Origin of the sequence: Pseudonocardia sp. D17, assembly GCF_036984265.1 — a bacterium.
In the GTDB taxonomy this organism is placed as follows: Bacteria; Actinomycetota; Actinomycetes; order Mycobacteriales; family Pseudonocardiaceae; genus Pseudonocardia; species Pseudonocardia benzenivorans.
In genome coordinates this window covers 1-16,513 of record NZ_BPRG01000076.1, presented here as the reverse complement: position 1 = coordinate 16,513, position 16,513 = coordinate 1, and the positions used below count along the sequence as shown (strand labels likewise).

21 protein-coding genes and 1 tRNA gene are annotated in these 16,513 nt (G+C 69.3%); 3 read left to right on the top strand and 19 right to left on the bottom strand.

Features of this window, described 5'->3' with window-relative positions; all coding sequences use genetic code 11:
• Nucleotide 1: 1 nt before the first annotated feature.
• The 3 genes from PSD17_RS14080 to PSD17_RS14070 are packed head-to-tail and all read right to left on the bottom strand — an operon-like array spanning nucleotide 2 to nucleotide 2,531.
• Entirely contained in the window at nucleotides 2–667 is a 666-nt protein-coding gene (locus PSD17_RS14080; RefSeq protein WP_339122891.1) for a 3-oxoacid CoA-transferase subunit B, read from the bottom strand.
• Nucleotides 664–1,341 (bottom strand): 3-oxoacid CoA-transferase subunit A, encoded by a 678-nt coding sequence (locus tag PSD17_RS14075; protein WP_339122890.1) that lies wholly within the window; start codon nucleotides 1,339–1,341, stop codon nucleotides 664–666. The genes PSD17_RS14080 and PSD17_RS14075 overlap by 4 nt, the downstream gene beginning before the upstream one ends.
• On the bottom strand, nucleotides 1,338–2,531 hold the full coding sequence (locus PSD17_RS14070; RefSeq protein WP_199796513.1) for a thiolase family protein: 1,194 nt from the start codon (nucleotides 2,529–2,531) through the stop codon (nucleotides 1,338–1,340). Before PSD17_RS14070 ends, PSD17_RS14075 begins: the two co-directional genes overlap by 4 nt.
• A gap of 83 nt (nucleotides 2,532–2,614) precedes the next feature.
• Here PSD17_RS14070 and PSD17_RS14065 point away from each other — a divergent pair, with 83 nt between their 5' ends.
• Entirely contained in the window at nucleotides 2,615–3,520 is a 906-nt protein-coding gene (locus PSD17_RS14065; RefSeq protein WP_339122889.1) for a LysR family transcriptional regulator, read from the top strand.
• Between the two features lie 96 nt (nucleotides 3,521–3,616).
• Here PSD17_RS14065 and PSD17_RS14060 read toward each other — a convergent pair.
• From PSD17_RS14060 to PSD17_RS13995, 14 genes are all read right to left on the bottom strand, one after another.
• A tRNA-Arg gene (locus tag PSD17_RS14060) sits at nucleotides 3,617–3,689 on the bottom strand.
• Between the two features lie 11 nt (nucleotides 3,690–3,700).
• A complete protein-coding gene (locus tag PSD17_RS14055; RefSeq protein ID WP_339122888.1) occupies nucleotides 3,701–4,864 on the bottom strand; it encodes a tyrosine-type recombinase/integrase in 1,164 nt (387 codons plus the stop codon).
• Nucleotides 4,864–5,067: a helix-turn-helix domain-containing protein gene (locus tag PSD17_RS14050; protein ID WP_339122887.1), complete on the bottom strand. Its 204-nt coding sequence runs from the start codon at nucleotides 5,065–5,067 to the stop codon at nucleotides 4,864–4,866. Before PSD17_RS14050 ends, PSD17_RS14055 begins: the two co-directional genes overlap by 1 nt.
• Nucleotides 5,064–6,407: a replication initiator gene (locus tag PSD17_RS14045; RefSeq protein ID WP_339122886.1), complete on the bottom strand. Its 1,344-nt coding sequence runs from the start codon at nucleotides 6,405–6,407 to the stop codon at nucleotides 5,064–5,066. Before PSD17_RS14045 ends, PSD17_RS14050 begins: the two co-directional genes overlap by 4 nt.
• Nucleotides 6,404–6,985 (bottom strand): hypothetical protein, encoded by a 582-nt coding sequence (locus PSD17_RS14040; RefSeq protein WP_339122885.1) that lies wholly within the window; start codon nucleotides 6,983–6,985, stop codon nucleotides 6,404–6,406. The genes PSD17_RS14045 and PSD17_RS14040 overlap by 4 nt, the downstream gene beginning before the upstream one ends.
• Nucleotides 6,982–7,197: a hypothetical protein gene (locus PSD17_RS14035; RefSeq protein WP_339122884.1), complete on the bottom strand. Its 216-nt coding sequence runs from the start codon at nucleotides 7,195–7,197 to the stop codon at nucleotides 6,982–6,984. The genes PSD17_RS14040 and PSD17_RS14035 overlap by 4 nt, the downstream gene beginning before the upstream one ends.
• Nucleotides 7,197–8,618, bottom strand: a complete 1,422-nt coding sequence (locus PSD17_RS14030) for an FtsK/SpoIIIE domain-containing protein (protein ID WP_339122883.1) — start codon at nucleotides 8,616–8,618, stop codon at nucleotides 7,197–7,199. Before PSD17_RS14030 ends, PSD17_RS14035 begins: the two co-directional genes overlap by 1 nt.
• On the bottom strand, nucleotides 8,600–8,815 hold the full coding sequence (locus PSD17_RS14025; protein WP_339122882.1) for a hypothetical protein: 216 nt from the start codon (nucleotides 8,813–8,815) through the stop codon (nucleotides 8,600–8,602). The genes PSD17_RS14030 and PSD17_RS14025 overlap by 19 nt, the downstream gene beginning before the upstream one ends.
• 5 nt (nucleotides 8,816–8,820) lie before the next feature.
• Nucleotides 8,821–9,108, bottom strand: a complete 288-nt coding sequence (locus tag PSD17_RS14020) for a hypothetical protein (RefSeq protein WP_339122881.1) — start codon at nucleotides 9,106–9,108, stop codon at nucleotides 8,821–8,823.
• Nucleotides 9,108–9,311, bottom strand: coding sequence for a hypothetical protein (locus PSD17_RS14015; protein WP_339122880.1), 204 nt, complete (start codon nucleotides 9,309–9,311; stop codon nucleotides 9,108–9,110). Before PSD17_RS14015 ends, PSD17_RS14020 begins: the two co-directional genes overlap by 1 nt.
• Nucleotides 9,302–9,490: a hypothetical protein gene (locus tag PSD17_RS14010; RefSeq protein ID WP_339122879.1), complete on the bottom strand. Its 189-nt coding sequence runs from the start codon at nucleotides 9,488–9,490 to the stop codon at nucleotides 9,302–9,304. Before PSD17_RS14010 ends, PSD17_RS14015 begins: the two co-directional genes overlap by 10 nt.
• Nucleotides 9,491–9,617: 127 nt before the next feature.
• Nucleotides 9,618–9,854, bottom strand: coding sequence for a hypothetical protein (locus PSD17_RS14005; RefSeq protein WP_339122878.1), 237 nt, complete (start codon nucleotides 9,852–9,854; stop codon nucleotides 9,618–9,620).
• Nucleotides 9,851–10,228, bottom strand: a complete 378-nt coding sequence (locus PSD17_RS14000) for a hypothetical protein (protein WP_339122877.1) — start codon at nucleotides 10,226–10,228, stop codon at nucleotides 9,851–9,853. The genes PSD17_RS14005 and PSD17_RS14000 overlap by 4 nt, the downstream gene beginning before the upstream one ends.
• A 110-nt stretch (nucleotides 10,229–10,338) precedes the next feature.
• A complete protein-coding gene (locus tag PSD17_RS13995) occupies nucleotides 10,339–11,115 on the bottom strand; it encodes a GntR family transcriptional regulator (RefSeq protein ID WP_339122876.1) in 777 nt (258 codons plus the stop codon).
• A 70-nt stretch (nucleotides 11,116–11,185) separates the two neighbouring features.
• Here PSD17_RS13995 and PSD17_RS13990 point away from each other — a divergent pair, with 70 nt between their 5' ends.
• Nucleotides 11,186–11,683 (top strand): NUDIX hydrolase, encoded by a 498-nt coding sequence (locus tag PSD17_RS13990; protein WP_339122875.1) that lies wholly within the window; start codon nucleotides 11,186–11,188, stop codon nucleotides 11,681–11,683.
• Nucleotides 11,684–11,696: 13 nt separating this feature from the next.
• On the opposite strand, the gene PSD17_RS13985 is transcribed toward PSD17_RS13990, so the two are convergent.
• Nucleotides 11,697–13,637, bottom strand: a complete 1,941-nt coding sequence (locus PSD17_RS13985; protein ID WP_339122874.1) for an IS481 family transposase — start codon at nucleotides 13,635–13,637, stop codon at nucleotides 11,697–11,699.
• A gap of 285 nt (nucleotides 13,638–13,922) precedes the next feature.
• On the opposite strand from PSD17_RS13985, the gene PSD17_RS13980 reads away from it, so the two are divergent.
• The gene (locus PSD17_RS13980) at nucleotides 13,923–14,810 is read left to right on the top strand and encodes a hypothetical protein (RefSeq protein WP_339122873.1); all 888 of its coding nucleotides are present in this window, start codon (nucleotides 13,923–13,925) and stop codon (nucleotides 14,808–14,810) included.
• 399 nt (nucleotides 14,811–15,209) lie between these two features.
• Here PSD17_RS13980 and PSD17_RS13975 read toward each other — a convergent pair whose 3' ends face one another.
• Nucleotides 15,210–16,223, bottom strand: coding sequence for a hypothetical protein (locus PSD17_RS13975; protein ID WP_339122872.1), 1,014 nt, complete (start codon nucleotides 16,221–16,223; stop codon nucleotides 15,210–15,212).
• Nucleotides 16,224–16,513: the final 290 nt, after the last annotated feature.

The window sequence follows — 16,513 nt, the reverse complement described above, 5'->3', positions numbered from 1 at the left end:
GTCAGGTTCGGCGCTCGCCGACGGCGTCGAGCAGACCGAGTCGACGGGCCAGCTCGTCGGGGTCGATGCCGTGGACCTCGAGCACCTGCAGCCCGGCCGGCCCGACCGCGAACGTGCCGAGGTCGGTGTACACGCGCTCGACGCAGCGCAGGCCGGTCAGCGGGTAGGTGCACTCGGGGACGAGCTTGGGCGCACCCTGCTTGTCGAACAGCGTCATCATGACCCAGACGCGTTTCGCGCCGATGGCGAGATCCATGGCGCCGCCGACCGCGGGGATCGCGTCCGGGGCGCCGGTGTGCCAGTTCGCGAGGTCGCCCGCGGTGGAGACCTGGAAGGCGCCGAGGACGCAGACGTCGAGGTGCCCGCCGCGCATCATCGCGAAGGAGTCGGCATGGTGGAAGTACGCCGCGCCGGGCAGCTCGGTGACCGGAACCTTGCCGGCGTTGACGAGGTCGGGGTCGACCTCGTCGCCGTGGGCGGCCGGACCCATGTTGAGCATGCCGTTCTCGGTGTGCAGCACCACCCCCGAGCCGTCGGGGAGATGGTCCGCGACGAGTGTCGGCTGCCCGATGCCGAGGTTGACGTAGGCCCCGTCGGGGTGCTCGGCGGTGATGTCGCGGGCGATGGCGGCGGCGATGTCGTTCTTGTCGCGGATCCTGCCGATCATGCGGCGCGCTCCTGCTCGGCGGCCACCACGCGGTCGACGTAGATGCCGGGGGTGATCACGTTCTCGGGGTCCAGTGCGCCGGTCTCGACCACGCGGTCGACCTGCACGGCGACGGTGCGGGCGGCCGTGGCCATGACGGGACCGAAGTTGCGGGCGGTCCTGCGGTAGACGAGGTTGCCCATCCGGTCGGCGGTGCGGGCCTTGATCAGCGCGAGGTCGCCGTGGATGGGGTACTCCAGCAGGTACGTACGGCCGTCGATCTCCCGGACCTCCTTGCCCTCGGCGAGCGGTGTGCCCACCGCGGTGGGGCTGTAGAACGCGCCGATTCCGGCCCCGGCGGCGCGCATCCGCTCGGCCAGGTTGCCCTGCGGGACGACCTCGAGCTCGATGCGTCCGGAGCGGTAGAGGTCGTCGAAGACCCAGGAGTCGGCCTGCCGCGGGAACGAGCAGATCACCTTGCGCACCCGGCCCGTCGCCAGCAGCGCGGCCAGCCCGGTGTCGCCGTTGCCCGCGTTGTTGGAGACGATCGTGAGGTCGGCGGCGCCCTGGCGGATCAGGGCGTCGATCAGGTCGACGGGCATCCCGGCCATGCCGAACCCGCCCACGAGCACGGTCGACCCGTCCGCGGTGCCGGCGACCGCGTCGTCGTAGCCGTCGCAGATCCGGGCGGTCACGGGCGCGCCCCGGTGACGTTCTCGAGCACGACGGCGAGTGCCTGCCCGACGCCGATGCAGATCGCCGCGACACCCCACCGGCCGCCGGACTCCCGCAGCCGCGCCGCGAGCGTCCCGAGGATCCGGGCGCCCGAGGCGCCGAGCGGATGGCCGATGGCGATCGCGCCACCCTTCGCGTTGACGATGTCCGGGTCGATCTTCCAGGCGTCGACACACGCGATCGACTGTGCGGCGAAGGCCTCGTTCAGCTCCACGGCGCTCACGTCGGCCCAGCCGATGCCGGCCCTGGCCAGCGCGCGCTCGGCGGCCTCGACCGGGGCGAAGCCGAACTCCCGAGGATCGAGGGCGTGCACGCCGCGGCCGGCGATGCGGGCGAGGGGCTCGGACCCGATGTGCGTGCTCGCGTCCGCCGATCCGAGCAGGAGGGCGGCGGCACCGTCGTTGAGCGGGCTGGCGTTGCCCGCGGTGATCGTCCCGTCGGCCCGGAACGACGGCTTGAGCCCCGCGAGCGTCTCCGGGGTGGAACCGTCGCGGATGCTCTCGTCGCGCTCCAGACCCGCGCCGGGGACGTCGACGACCAGGTCGTCGTAGAACCCGTCGGCCCAGGCCTGGGCGGCGAGGCGGTGGGACCGGGACGCGAACTCGTCCTGGCGGCGACGCGAGATGGTGAACCGGTCCGCCAGCTGCTCGTTGCACTCGCCCAGCGAGACCGTCCACTCGGCGGGCATCCGCTCGTTGACCAGGCGCCAGCCCAGCGTCGTCGAGACCGCGGTGACGTTCCCGGCGGGGAACGCGCGCGACGGCTTGGGCAGCACCCACGGCGCCCTGGTCATCGACTCCACGCCGCCGGCGACGACCACGTCCGCATCGCCGACCTCGACGGCCCGCGACGCCTGGATGGCGGCGTCGAGGGACGAGCCGCAGAGCCTGTTCACGGTCGTGGCCGGCACGGACACCGGCAGACCCGCCAGGAGGACGGCCATCCGTCCGACGTCGCGGTTGTCCTCGCCCGCCTGGTTGGCGCAGCCCCACACGACGTCGCCGATCAGTGCCGGGTCGAGCGCCGGGGTCTTCGCGAGGACGCCGGTGAGGGCCGCGGCGGCGAGGTCGTCGGGCCGGACGTCGGCCAGCGCGCCGCCGAAGCGGCCGAACGCCGTCCGCGCACTTGCGTAGAGGTAGCAGGACGTCACGTCCCGACCGTAGGAACACGTCATCCATCACGTCCAATACTGATCAGGCCACTATTGATAAGTGCGTCGCATAAGATGTGGTGGTGGAGCTGCGACATCTCCGGTCCTTCGTCGTGCTGGCCGACGAGCGGCACTTCGGTCGCGCGGCCGTGCGGTTGCACATCGCCCAGCCCGCGCTGTCGCAGCAGCTCAAGCAGCTGGAGCGCGAAACGGGTGCCCGGCTCCTGGACCGTTCCACGCGACGGGTCGAGCTCACCGAGGCCGGCCGGCTGCTGCGGGGTCGCGCCGCCGAGATCCTCGCGGCCGTCGACCGGACGTCTGCCGACCTGGGCCTGCTCGGCGCCGGTCGGGCGGGCCGGGTACGGCTCGGCTTCGTCGGGACCGCCACGTACGACGTGCTGCCGCACGTGACTCGTCGGGTCCGCGACGAGCTGCCCGACGTCGAGCTCGAGGTGCGCGGCGAGCTGCTCGGGCCGGAACTGATGGCCCAGCTGCGCGAGGGCGACCTCGACATCGCCGTGTTCCGGCCCGGCGCGGCGGTCACGGACGATCTCGAGGTCCTCCGGTTGCGCGACGAACCGCTGGTCGCCGTGCTGCCCGGGGACCACCCGTCGGCCCGGGCCGACGCGGTCGATCTTCGTGAGCTCGACGGCATGCCCCTGATCACGCACCCGTCCGGCTACCACTCGACGATGCAGCCGCTCGTGCTCGACGTCTGCCGCCGCGCAGGCCTCGACCCCCACGTCGTGGAGGTCGGCGAGACCGGGACGCTGGTCGTGTTCGTCGCCGCGGGTCTCGGGTTCGGACTCGTGCCGCACTCGGTCCGTGCCCTGCGGCTCGACGGGGTCGCCTACGTCCCGCTCTCGGGCGAGCCCGTGACCGCGCCCCTCGTCCTCGCGCACAGACCCGAGCCCGCCCCCGTCGTCGCCCGGGTGTCCGCGCTGGTCGCCGCCGTCACCTCCGGGCCCGGACGGGATGCATCCGGCTGAGCCGCCCGAGCCTGACGTCGGCGTGGCCCGTCGTTCGGCGGTCTCGGGCGCACGACGCGCCTCCCGAGCCGCCTCGACGTGCGGTTCGGATCTGGGCGCCCCCGGCAGGATTCGAACCTGCGACACCCGCTTTAGGAGAGCGGTGCTCTATCCCCTGAGCTACGAGGGCCTGCGGCGAGCCTACCCGGGGCTCCCCGTCCCGTCGCCGCCGCCGTCGGCGTCCTGGGGCACATCTGGGGCACATGCCGCCGAGTCCATGCGGTCGGCCAGGTCGTCGAGCCGGTCCGGGAACAGGTGGCCGTAGAGGTCGAGCGTCATCGTGGCCGTCTTGTGCCCCAGCATCATCTGCACCACCTTCACGTCCGCTCCGGATGCGATCGCCAACGACGCCGCAGTGTGCCTCAGCTCGTGCGGGTGCAGCCCGGTGGGGCCTACACGCGAGACGGCCGAGTCGAAGACACCACGCCGGAAGTTCCGGACTCGCAGCACGCCACCGCGAGGAGCGGGGAACACGAGCGCGTCGGCGTCCTGGTCCTCGATGGCCGGCGCGATCGCCTGCGCGACGAACCGTGGGAGGGGCACCGTCCGCCGGGCGTGGGTCTTGGGCGAGCCCCATACGAGATGCCCGTTCACCTCGGTCACGGAGGCGACCACCTGGACGCGACGTCGGTTGAGGTCGACCGAGCCGACGCGGAGCGCGGCAGCCTCACCCCAGCGCAGGCCTGTGTAGGAGAGGAAGCGGACGAGCGGGCTGTAGTCGCCGCACTCCTTCGCGAGCATCGCGACCTCGGAGTGATCGAGGTACCGGTGCGCATGCAGAGCGGGCCGGGGGAGCGGAACACCCACGGCGGGATTCCGGGCGAGCCGACCGTCCTTGACGGCCCAGTCGAGCAGCTGCCGCAGGACGCCGTGAATCTTCGCGACCGACCGCGGCGACGAGCCCTCCCGACCCAGCTGTGTCACCCAGGTCTGCACGTCGGCGTGGGTGACGGCTGCGAGCGGCGTGCGGCCCCACCGCGGGATGACGTGATTCTCGACGACGCCCCGCGTCCGCTCCCGGGTGGACTCCTTGAGGTGTCCCTGGGCGTCGAGCCAGCGGCGGGCCCATTCCTCGCCGAGCACCTTCCCGGCGTCCGGCGCGATGTAGGAGCCCGTGCGCAGGTCCTGCCGCACCGAACCGGCGAAGTCCTCGGCGTCCGTCTTGAGCCGGAACGACTTCTTGCGCTGCGCCCCGCCCGGATCCCGCCATCGCACGACCCACCGTGAGCCCTTGCCGTAGCGGTCGGTCCGGACCTGCTTGCCGTTCGCGCCCTTCCGGTACCAACGGTCGTCGATGTCGGCCATCAGGCTGCCCCGCTCCGGTCCGCAGTGCCGTCGAGCCAGGCGTGGAAGCGCTTACGCGGCACGAGCCAGCGCCGACCGATGCGCGTCGCCGGAATCTCGCCGCTGCGGACGGACTCGTAGGCCACCCCCCGCGCGATGCCGAGCAGCGCAGCAACCTCGTCGACGGTGTAGGTGAGCAGGGGCGTGGACTCGCTGCGCTTCACGTCGTCCTCCTGGTGGTGCGCTGCTCTCGGATGCGTTCGGCGTGCGCGAGGGCCAGTTCCCGGTCGGTCTCGTCGCGGTGGCCGATCCCGATCAGGTGCCAGTTGTTGACGACGATCACCGGGTCCGCGGTTGGGTCGTGGCCGAGCTCGTCGAGCTGCTCGGCGAGACGCCAGGTGCGCTGGTCGTGGTGGATCGCGCGGAAGGTCGTGGAGTAGCGGCGGGACTTGGTGAGGAAGTGGCCGCGGAACCCAAGCATGTGGGCCCACTTGCGCAGGTTGAGCGCTTCGTAGGTGTCGAGGCCGCCGAGCTGCCAGGCGGTTTCGATGATGCGGCGGTGGTGGGGGTGCAGGCGGAGGTGGTCGAGGTGGGCCAGGGATCGGATGGGGCGGTCGGGGTGCTGGTCGGTCTTGCCGGTGCCTTTGGTGGCGTACTTGGCGATGTAGCCGGCCAATCGGGCGTCGGTGATCTCGCCGCGCTTGTCGGTGACCTCGGCGGCCGCGGTGGCGCTGATTCGGCGGGCGTCGACCTGAGCGCCCCAGGCCAGTGCGAGCGGTTGGCCGTCGGGTCGTGCGACCTCGAGCACGGCGGTTCGGGCGGCGTGGCGGACCGCGTCGACTAGCAGTTCGTGGGTGGCGCCGGTGGGTGGTGGGTCGGTGGGTCCGTCGGGGCCGTCGAGGCGGATCGCGGCGTGGAAGTGAACGAGCCCGCGGCGTTGGTACTCGGCGACCTTGGCGTAGGAGAGCCGGGCACGGCTGGCGAATTCCCGGGCGGACAGCCCGAGCCCGGCGGCGAGGGCGCGGCGTAGGGCGATGGTGAAGCGGTGCCAGAGCTTCCCGGCGTGGGCCTGCCAGAGCACCGATCCGACGTAGTCGTAGGTGTCGGGGTCGAGCGGGGTCCCGATGTTGGGGTCGCCGTCGCGGTGGTGGGCGCCGCACGGGCAGGGGATGACTCGACCCCGGGTTGAGAGCCGTCGGGAGTGGACCGGGCCGAACGAGGGTGCGGTGAGGGTGAGGAACAGGCGGGGTCGCTGGGTGACGGTGGTCGGGATGCCCTTGTCGCCGCCTGCGAGTCCGGCGCGGATGAGGTGGAAGGCGTTGGCGGCGTAGCGGTCCGAGCAGGCGGGGCAGACGGTCTCGCGGCGGTTCCCGCACGGTGCCCACACCTCCCCGGTGCGCTCGACGAGCACCCGCCCTGACGCCGATGTGATGGTGGAGGAGCCGCGCAGGCGGACGGGGTGGGCGCATCCGCCGGTGGCCTCGACGCGGGCCCGCCAGGTCGGGTAGTCGAACGAGCGAAGCCGCGCGGACAGGGCAGCGTCGGTGTCGTGGGTTGTGGTCATCCGTAGACCTCGCGTTCGTGTTCGATCTCGACGGGGTCGGCGCGGAAGCCGTGGTGGCGGGCGAGGCGTTCGGCGCCTGCGCTGTAGGAGCGGGCGCGGCCGATGACGTCGCCGTGTTCGGTCTCGACCAGGTAGGTGCCGTCCTGGCGGATGATGGAGCCGGAGAAGTCGGCGGCGCCGCAGGTGACCAGGCCGTGGCCGGGGCGGACGACGTCGACGTGGACGAGGACCCGCTCACCAGGCGCCGCACCTAAGCCACCGGCAGCGATGGCGGGGACGTCGACCAGGACCGCAGGCTCGGGTTCGCGGCGGCTGTCGATCAGGACCGAGACGCGGGCGCCGTGGTGGAGCCGTCCGGCGGCGAGCAGCTGGGCGACGGTCGCTGCCTCGTCGGGTCGGGCCGGGATCGCCATCTCCGCCGCGCGGGTGCCGATCGCTCGGGTGTGGACCTTCTCCGCGATCCCGACCAAGACGTAGCCGGGGTCTCGTGCCTCGCGCAGGACGCGGTGGGTCAGGTCGTCGTCGAAGAGCAGGGCTTGGCCGGCGGATTCCGTGCTGCGGGACCCGTGGCGGGTCATCGGTGCCACCACCAGGAGCTACGGGCTTCCGAGGCCCACTCGGCGGCCAGTGCGCGGACCGCCCGCAGCTCGACCAGAGCGGCGGTGATGAGGATCAGCGGGAACCAGCTGGAGCCGGTGGGTAGCAGCCACCATGCGGCGCCGACCGCGATCGCGAGGAACAGGGTGAGCTTGAGCCAGACGGCGACCGCCCACCCGGTCACGGTCCACATCACGCCACCCCCTCACCGTCGTCGGCGGGCAGCTCGATCGCGTGCAGACGGGGCCGTGGGGTGCAGCGGTCGACGAGCTCGTCGATCTCGGAGTCGGACACGTAGGCGGCGCGGAACCGCACGGGCAGCCGCGAGCCCTGGTCGATGACGAACCCGATCCCGGCGTGGCGGGAGTCGCCCGGAATCTCATCCGCCAGCGCACCCCGCTCCCGGGCTCCTTCGCCGAGCACCATGTCGACGTGGGAGGCGGCGGTGACGCCGAGGCAGACCCGAGTAGGGAACAGCTCACGGACGTCGACGACGTCCTTGGAGGGCTTCTGGACGTAGCCCATCACCGAGATCAGGCAGGCCCGGCCCTGGGTGAGCAGCTCAGCGAGGAGGCGCAGGGCGTCGCGGACGTCGGAGCGCTCGCCGTAGGCGGTCAACATGGCCATCTCGTCGATCACGACGACGTCGAGCGGCCACTCGGTGGAGACGTCGAGGCGGCGAAGGTTGTTGGCGCGCATGTGTTCCTGGCGGGCCTTCATGACATCGCGGACATCGTGGAGCACGCGCAGCGCGTCGGTCATGGTGGTGGCGTGGCGGTGAAACAGCGGCCCACCGCGGGAGGTCTCGGCGCCGCCCTTGAGGTCGATCACCCACAGCCGCACGAGGCCGTCGCGGATCGTCGGGCCCATGGCGCGCATCGGCGCGAACACCAGCGACCCCTTCCCGGACCCGGTGGCGCCGGCGACGAGGACGTGGGTGCCCTTGACCGGCAGGGTGAACGGCTGGCCGTGCTCGTTGTCCCCGACGTCGAGTGCGGACAGGTCGACGTCGGCCGAGTCGCTGGGGATCTCAGGGGCGGGGATGACGTGGTCGAACGGCATCTCGCGTTCCACGACGATCGCGAGGACGCCGGGGCGCGTGCGGGTGATGGCGACGCGGTGTGCGGTGAGTGCGTCGGCGAGTGCGTCGGCGCGGTCGGTCCAGGTGCGCAGGTCCTGTCCCCGGGCCGGGCGGACGTAGAGGGTGTCGATCGAGGGCGAGGACGAGCGCACCCGCAGCAGGCGGGGGACGACGAGGCGGCCGGTGCGGCGGTTCTCCCGTGCCAGTTCGCAGTCGGCGAGGACGGCGGCCCAGCGACGGCCCCGGTAGGCGGTCCAGCGTCGCCAGAGCGGGCGCAGCACCGGGGCGGCCCAGCGGTCGAACGTGGCCGGGTGGCAGCGCCCCCACACGACGACGGTGAGCGCGAGGGCGCCGAGCACGCAACCGGTGACGAGGGGCCCGGCGAGGGCGAGCGCGGCGATCAGGGCGGCGACGGCGAGCAGGAACAAGGGGTGGCGGGCCAGCCAGCCGAGGGCGCGCCACTCGGCGCCTGCGGTGCGGGTGGACGGGCGGTGGCTGCGGGGATGGACGCGGGTCAGGGATGTGGTGGACATGGTGGGGCTCCTCGGCGGTTGTGGAAGGTGGCGCGGGCGGCGTCGAGCAGGACGACGAGGTGGGCGACCTCGCGGGCGAGCTGGTCGTGGGTGTTCTTGAAGCCGCCGGAGCGGAACGGGATGCCGCGCAGCGAGGCGCGCAGTTCGCGCATGGCGCGGTCGAGGCCTTCGACGGACCGGTCGACGGTGCGGGACATGGCGGTCACCGCCGCCACTCGCGGGAGACCAGTTCGGCCTCCCATTTCTTCGCCGCCGACGACATGGTGTGCAGGGCACGGCCGGCCTTCTTGGCCGCCGCCCGCAGCTCGTCGGGGGTCGGCGCGGACCAGTGCGCGGTCTGCTTCTCGGTCCCGGCGGACTGCGCGTCGGACGCCTTCGCGGCGAGCTGCTCGGCCTCGGCCAGCGCGTTCCCGACGAGCGCGAGGGCGCGCCAGAACTCGCCGTAGCGACGCAGGGCGCGGCGGTTGATCGGCTTGAGGTTGGGGGCCATCAGACGCCCTTGCGGATCGCCAGGGCGGCCAGCCGCAGGCCTTCGGCGATACCGGCGCGCCATGCCTGTTCGGTGGGCAGCTCCGGGCCGTCCGGGACGATCCACTGGCGCCGCTCGCGCTCCAACCGGCGGACCAGACGGCCGACGCCGAACGTTGTGGGGCGGGTGCGGCCGCCGGGGCGCGTCGTGGTGATCACGTGCATGACAGGACCTCCTGAGTGGTGCAGGGGCGGGTGGTGCCGTGGCAGCCAGGGCAGAGCCCGGTGGTGTCGCAGGCCGTGCAGTCGGTGCCGTCCTGGGCGCCGGGGTAGGTGTCGGTGGTGGTGCCGTAGCCCTGGCAGCAGTCGCAGGCACCGCTTCCGGAGCAGTCCGTGCAGGTCATCGCCGATGTCCTTTCCGGATTTGGGCATGGGGGTAGCCACGGCCGAATTGCTCGGCATTTGCGAATGGGTGCGCGGAATTGCGCGAGACGAGATTTCGGGGTGGCTACCCCGCAGGCCGGGGAATGGTCAGGCGGCCGGGTTGTGGCGGGCTGCGTCGAGCTGGGCCACGACGTCGGCCAGGACATCGCGCAGGCGAGCGAGGCCGTCGCGCTCGGCGTAGAGCGTCACGCAGCCGCGGGAGCCGTTGATCGAGACGGTGGCGCGCTGATCACCCGGGTAGGTCCGGGGGACGAGGGCGGCGGTGTCGTAGAAGTGCGCGTCGATCGACACCGAGGTCGAGGGCCACCAGTGCGGGCGGCTCATTTGTCGCCACCACCGCGCGGGGCGGGGGCGTGCTTGATGCCCAACGCCTTGAACGACAGCCCCGACGTGACCCGGCCCGCGCCGTTGTCGATCTGGTACTGACTCACCCGGGCGTCGACCAGCTCGACCCGCACGTCCTCCCCGAACCCGTCGCCGGGGTCGGTCGCGAGAGTCACCTTGATCTCCTCGCCCTTCTGCGTCCGCTCACCCGGGTTGGTCCGCAGCTTCGCGAACAACGCGACCACGAACTGGGTGGCGCCCGCTTTGTCGGTCACCGGGACCTGAGCGCCGTTGGCGTCCTCACGCATCTTCGGTGCCGGGGGCTCGACGATCACGAGCTTGTAGCCGCCGAGGTTGACCGGGATGTCACGCATGCCGTCCTCCATCGCTTGCCCTTGACTGGACGTCTAGGGGAGTAACTACAAGCTAGCAGGACGTCTAGACAAGTCGCAACAAGTGTCGGCGGGTTTCCGGTCGGCGCAGGTCAGCGAGCTGGAACCTCGTACTCAAGGACGTAGGCCGGCGCGGCCTTCACGGTGTCGCAGACCTCGACCGGGCGACCCGTCGTGTCGAACGCGGTACGGACGACCACGAGCACGGGCACGCCGTCGGGCAGCTCCAAGCGACGGCGCTCGTCGCTGCTCGGCATCCGCGCGGTGACCTCCTCGACGAAATGGTCGAGGGTATGTCCGGCGTCCTCAAGGCGGGCGTAGATGCCGCCGGGGCCGGGGTGGGCCTCCGCGATGGGGGTGCCCTCGGCGATCTCGGCGGGCAGGTACGAGACGGCGACCTCGATCGGCCGGTCGTCGGCCAGATACCGGCGTGAGCGCACCAGCACCGCGTCCCCGTCGGCGAGGCGGAGCCGCTCTCGCATGTCCGGGGTCGGGGGAGCGGTCGACACCTCGATCTGGTCGACCTGGGCGCGGACGCCGGCCTTTTCCGCCTCGGCCAGGAACGCGGCCTGTCCGGCCTCACGGTGCTTGCGCGCGAAGCGATCCGACGCCAGGCGACGCACTGGGGCCGGGAGTCGGACGAAGACCCCGCGGCCGTGCTCGGCGACGACAAGGCCCTCGGTGCGGAGTTCCTGGATCGCCTGCCGCGCGGTCATGCGGGCGACGCCGTAGTGGCGGGTCAACTCGGCCTCGGACGGCAGCCGGTCACCGGCGCGCAGCTCGCCACGGCCGATCGCATCACGGAGCTGCGCGGCGATCTGCCGGTACGGCGGTCGGTCGTCGCCACGGTCGATGCTCCCGAGCTGCACTTCGAACTCCTCCAGTCGTCCAGACGACTGTTACCGTAGTTGCGCGGAGTCAACGAGGGAAAGCAGGGACATGACCGACACGCCGAAGCATTCCGTGAGCGTGGCCGGAATTGTCGTGCGCGACGACGGCCGCATTCTCGCCGTGCAACGCCGAGACAATGCACATTGGGAACCGCCGGGCGGCGTCCTCGAACTCGGCGAGACCTTCGAGGAAGGCGTCCGGCGCGAGGTCGCCGAGGAGACCGGCGTCGACATCCAAGTCGAACGGCTCACCGGCGCCTACAAGAACCTCCCGCGCGGGATCGTCGCCCTGGTGTTCCGCTGCACGGCAGTCGGTGGCGACGCGGGGGAGTCCGACGAGGCACAGCGCGTCCGCTGGCTCACGTCGATCGAGGTCGAGCAGCTCATGACCCCGGCCTACGCGGTCCGCGTCCTCGACGCTCTCGGCGACGACGCAGCCTCCCGGGCGCACGACGGCGTCCAGCTAATCCCTGGCCGGTCGCCCCGGCCCCGCAGCGTCAGCGCGTGTCGGGGTCCAGATGATGCGGGACGGTTTGGCTTCAGATGATGGGTTCCGGTCCCTAGCCTGTTGTGCGGTTGCGACTGACACCGTAGGCCTTGTGCCGGGCAAGTGTCTTGGTGCTGGTCCGAGGGGTTTGGTTGAGCAGGATGGTGCCGGTTTCGTCGAAGACGAACAGGGTGGTCTCGCCGATCTCGATGGTGACCAGGCGCCCGGAGTAGCGGCGCCCGACGGGAACTCGTTGGCCGATGACCTGGGTCTCGCCGTGTGCGGAGACTCGTCGTTGGGTGCGCTCGGGTTCGGTGGCTGCGGCGGGTCGTGGAGCGGCGATCTGGGCGGCGCGCAGCCGGTGGCGCTGGGCTCGGTTCAGAACGAGCGGGCGGGTCCGGACGATGGTGTCGTTGATGATGACCTGGGCGAGGTCGTTGTCGAGGCGGATGATCACGCGCTGTCCAGCGTGCTGGGCCCCGACCGGGACGTACTGGCCTGCCAGGGACACGTTCCCGGAGCGGTTGACGGTGCGGTGGACTTCGACCGGGTCGGCCTCGGTGGCTGCTGGCCGGGCTGGTGGTGAGCCTGCGGGGCGGGCGCCGTCGGCGCGTAGTCGGGCCAGGCCGGTGGTGGTGATCCTCGAGGGCAGGGTCTTGAGATGGGTGCCGTCGACGGCGAGGTGGACGGTGGTGGTGTCGATCCAGAATGACACGGTCCGGCCGGCCCGTTGGGTGCCGAGCCAGAACTGTTGGCCGGCGATGGCGAGGTTCCCGCTGGCGGGGACGACACGGTCGAGCTCGACCGGGGCCAGGGCGTCGGGGTCGCGGTGCGCCGGTGACGGTCGGAGATCGACTGCGGGAACCAGCGGAGCGGGCGCCGGAGCGGGCTCGGCGGGCTGTCCGGTGACCTGTGCGGTGGGTTCCTGGGCGGGCGCGGGGATGCCGGTGAGTTCGGGTGGTGCCCAGAGCGGGAGTTCGGCGCGTTCGCAGGCGGGGACGGGGACGAAGTGCTGCGCGGGTGGGGTCATGTCGCGGGCCTGATGCGGGCGGGTGTGGTTGTAGTCGTGCACCCACGCATCGACCGCGGCCTGGGCTGCGCCGATGTTCGGGAAGGGGCCGTGGGCGGCGAGGTGGGGGTCGAGGAGTTCGACCTGGATGCTCTGGTGGAAGCGCTCGATCTTTCCCGTCGTCGTGGGCGAGCGGATCTTGGTGCGGAGGTGGTCGATGCCGTTGCGGCGGCAGATCCGTTCGAAGAGGACCTCTGTCCGTTTGGGGCGGACGTAGGCGCCGGTGAACTGCATGCCGTTGTCGGTCAGCACCTGCTCTGGGGTGCCGAACTCGTCCATGGCGGTGAGGAAGGCGCGGCAGACCGCCCGGGAGGTGGGGTGGGCGACGACGGTGGCGATGACCAGGTAGCGGGAGTGGTCGTCGATGCCGGTGATCAGCTTGACCTCTCGCGTCCCGGTCGCCGTGGTGGGGTCGGCGATGATGACCGAGCCCATGATGTCGAGCTGCCACAACGCCATCGACTCCGAGCGTTCCCAACGGACGTAGTCCGAGCGTGCCCGCTGGCGCGTCTTCGGGGTGATCAGGTTGTGTCGCACCAGGGTCCGGTAGATCGACGAGCGTGACGGCACCGGTGCGAGCCCGGCCCGGGCCAGCTCGTGCCCGAGGCGGCGTGGCCCCCAGCGGGGGTGGGCGCGGCGCAGCTCGCAGATCCGCGCTTCGACGTCCGGGGCGAGCTGCCAGGGGTGGTGGTGTGGGCGGTGGGATCGGTCGGCGAGCCCGGTCAGTCCGTCGTCGCGGTAGCGGCGGATCCAGGCGTGCACGGTTTTGCGGGACACGCCGTAGCGGGCGGCGACCTCGACCACCGGTGCTCCGGCGGACAGGACCTCCATGACGGCGTGAAGCGCTGCTCCACGACGCTCAACTCCACGAGCATCAGCCCCGGTCCCTCCGCACGACGACGAGTCGCACGGAGCAGATCCGAGGGCGGGAGCGTTACCCCTCAACTGGAGCCGGCGTGTTACCGATCAAGCGGAGCCCGACACGCAGCGTCAGCGCGCTGTGTTCAGACTTTCTCTTCTGTATCAAGGCGGCGGCTCCGCCGCCGCGCCGCTTCCCGCCGCCCGGGGCGTGCGGCCTCCGGCCGGTCCCCGAGCGCCGCGCGGCCGCACGTAATATCGCGGCAAAGCCGGATCTCAAACGGCGGCCACTCGACTGGAGGACTCTTGTCAACGAGCGGACCCAATCAGCCGGAAAGTGAATGGCTGAGCATGATCCGATACCAGCTCGTCATGGCGAAAGAGCAGGCAAGTGCTCCGCCCCCTCTCGGTGCACTAAGTATCAACATGATGCAAGATGGCGCCGAATCGCTACTTGCGCTAGCCGCAGAGCATCTACACGCGCCGCTCAAGAGTAGGCCCGATTTCCTGGCCATCTTTGACGCAGTTGTGGGGAAGTTGGGCAGCACGTCAGAGATTCCCGGCCATCGAGCCGCGATGGCGGCACTGAATACGGCGCGGGTCAATTTTAAGCATCACGGAAACGCGCCTTCCGACGCTACTGTTCGCCGCCACTTGGATCGAGTTCAGGAGTTTGCTGCGGCGCTTACTCTGGAAGCATTCGGAATATCACTCGATGACGTCAGTCTTCTGCTCTTCGTACGCTGTGTCGAGGCGCGCGAGCACCTCGGGCAGGCTCAGAGTAAGTGGCCAGAGGATCCGAGAGAAGCAACCAAGGAGCTCCGACTGGCCTACGAGACCCTGGTCCGGGACTTCCAGCAGAGAAAAGCCTGGCACTCAGGAAAATCGCTATTCAATACCAAACCAAGCTTCATGCCAAGTGTCTTCGACTTGAGAAAGGAGGGCAAGGTTGCGGAGAAGCTCGCTGAGTGGCTGGAGAGCCTGGACTCGTGGGTGCGCACCCTCTCGCTCGGGGTCGACATGCGCCAGTTCGCATTCTTTGATGCTTACATGCCGAATGCAACTCGGGTATTGAGTGGCAACTACATTTTGCATTACCGGGATGGCGTTGAGGTGACGGACGAGGTTTTCAACAGGTGTGTCAAGTTTGTCATTGACACCGCTCTTGCATTCGGCGCTGATGACTTCGACTTCGACTATTGGGCAGTGCGACAGTCCCTTAGGGAAGCACAAGAAGCAGCTGCTGGAGGGAACGGCTGACACGCGCGCCGGGCGGGCACTGTCTCCAGGATGGCTGGGTTCGTGCCATTTCGACGACTCCCGAAGGGCTACCACACGGCCGATCATGGGCGGAACTTTTCGAGCCTGCGCCAGGTCGACGGGATGGCCCTCGGTGGCCGGGTGCCTGCTGCACAGCAGAGAACTGCAGTAACCTCGCTGACCGTGCCTGACTCGAACCGGTCGCCAGCGACGGCCTGACTCGTCGTCGGCTCTCAGCGACCTCGGGACCGTAGTTCGCATCGAGAAGATTGAGTAGCGGCAGTCTGCGCTTCCGAGGTGGGCATAGACGGAGCCCCTGCCCGGCGGAGCTGATCATCAGGCGGCAATCGTGCCCTTTTCTTCGTGGGCTATCGCAGCCCACCCTTGGATGGAGCCTCACTACGCCGCTATATGTCGAACGTAGGCGGCATAGAACGATCGCGCGGTCAGCTCCGCGTCCTCAAGCCACGATTGAAATTCCTCATTTGGGACATCGGATCGAGTTGCATGACCCAGGCGAGAATTTCGAAGCTTTGCAAAGGATATCGCTCGGTCAACGACGGACTGCTCAACGTCGAGCATAATTCCCGCTTCCTTTATTTGTGCCGACAGGAATCGTCGTTCGAGTAGATCAAGTTCCTGGGAAGATCGCCGGAGTCGCTTAGCGAGTTGTGCGGTCTTGCCGCCCTTATTTAGAGATTCTTTTAACGTATCTACTATTACTCTCTGCTTTTCCTCAACGGCGGAGTCCTTCTCTTCACTGTAGCCGACCTCGCGAGCAATATGTTCTATCGTGAAGAAGTAGTGGAGCAATGTGGTTTGGAGGTTGGATGCCGCACCTCCCGTCAGGTATCGTAGGCGAATAGCTTCCGAGAGTTCCCGTGCGGCGTTCCTAGCTACTTGATCCCGAGCTGCGGCTAGTGCTTGACGCTCAAGGATTCTGCAGTCGGCTCGACTCATTGATAATACGCTGAACCCTCGGAAAGACGCAGACGGGGAGAATGGCGACATTGCTGGTGCAATGTTCCCATCTTTATCTTCAATAGATACTCGGACGAGGTCCACCAAAACTGGTCCGTTCGTTCTCCCCGCCAGGGTGGCCAATACCGGCGGAAGATAGTGTTCTACAGCTTTGCTGTAGGCCTCGTTCTCGTTCAGAGCATCTACACGAATCCAGATTATTCGGTCTGACCGAACGCTCAAGTCTGCGGGGGAGCCCGAAGCAAATATTGGCATGTCTGGCGAGCTGATGATCGGTAAGCTAGGTCGAGCCTTGGACAGACGTGCTAACCTCTCGCCTGCCTCTCGGACGATTTGAACCCTGCCGAAGTCAAGCCTGTCAGGCAGTGCATCTGCAGCTATATAGCCCCATAGAATGTAGGGCCGAAGCGGCAGCTGTGGAAGTTGACGCACCGAACCACCTTACCTTTGATCTGCTCTGTAAATCGTTGCGGGTGAAACGTCTCATTGGACTGCTGCGGCGTCTTGACCTTCCGGTCAATTGCGCTCTCGGTGATAAACCTCGACGGTTGGTCGAGTAGTCAGATCATCGGGAATGCGACAAATGAGCGAAGCATCAGACTCGGTGAGATATATTTGATGACGCCATAATAGTACGCGAATCTTCTGTGAGTATGCAGGCTCTTCACAGATGAGGGTGTAGGCGGGGTCGGAATCCGCCGGCTTCGAGCAGGGACCTCGCG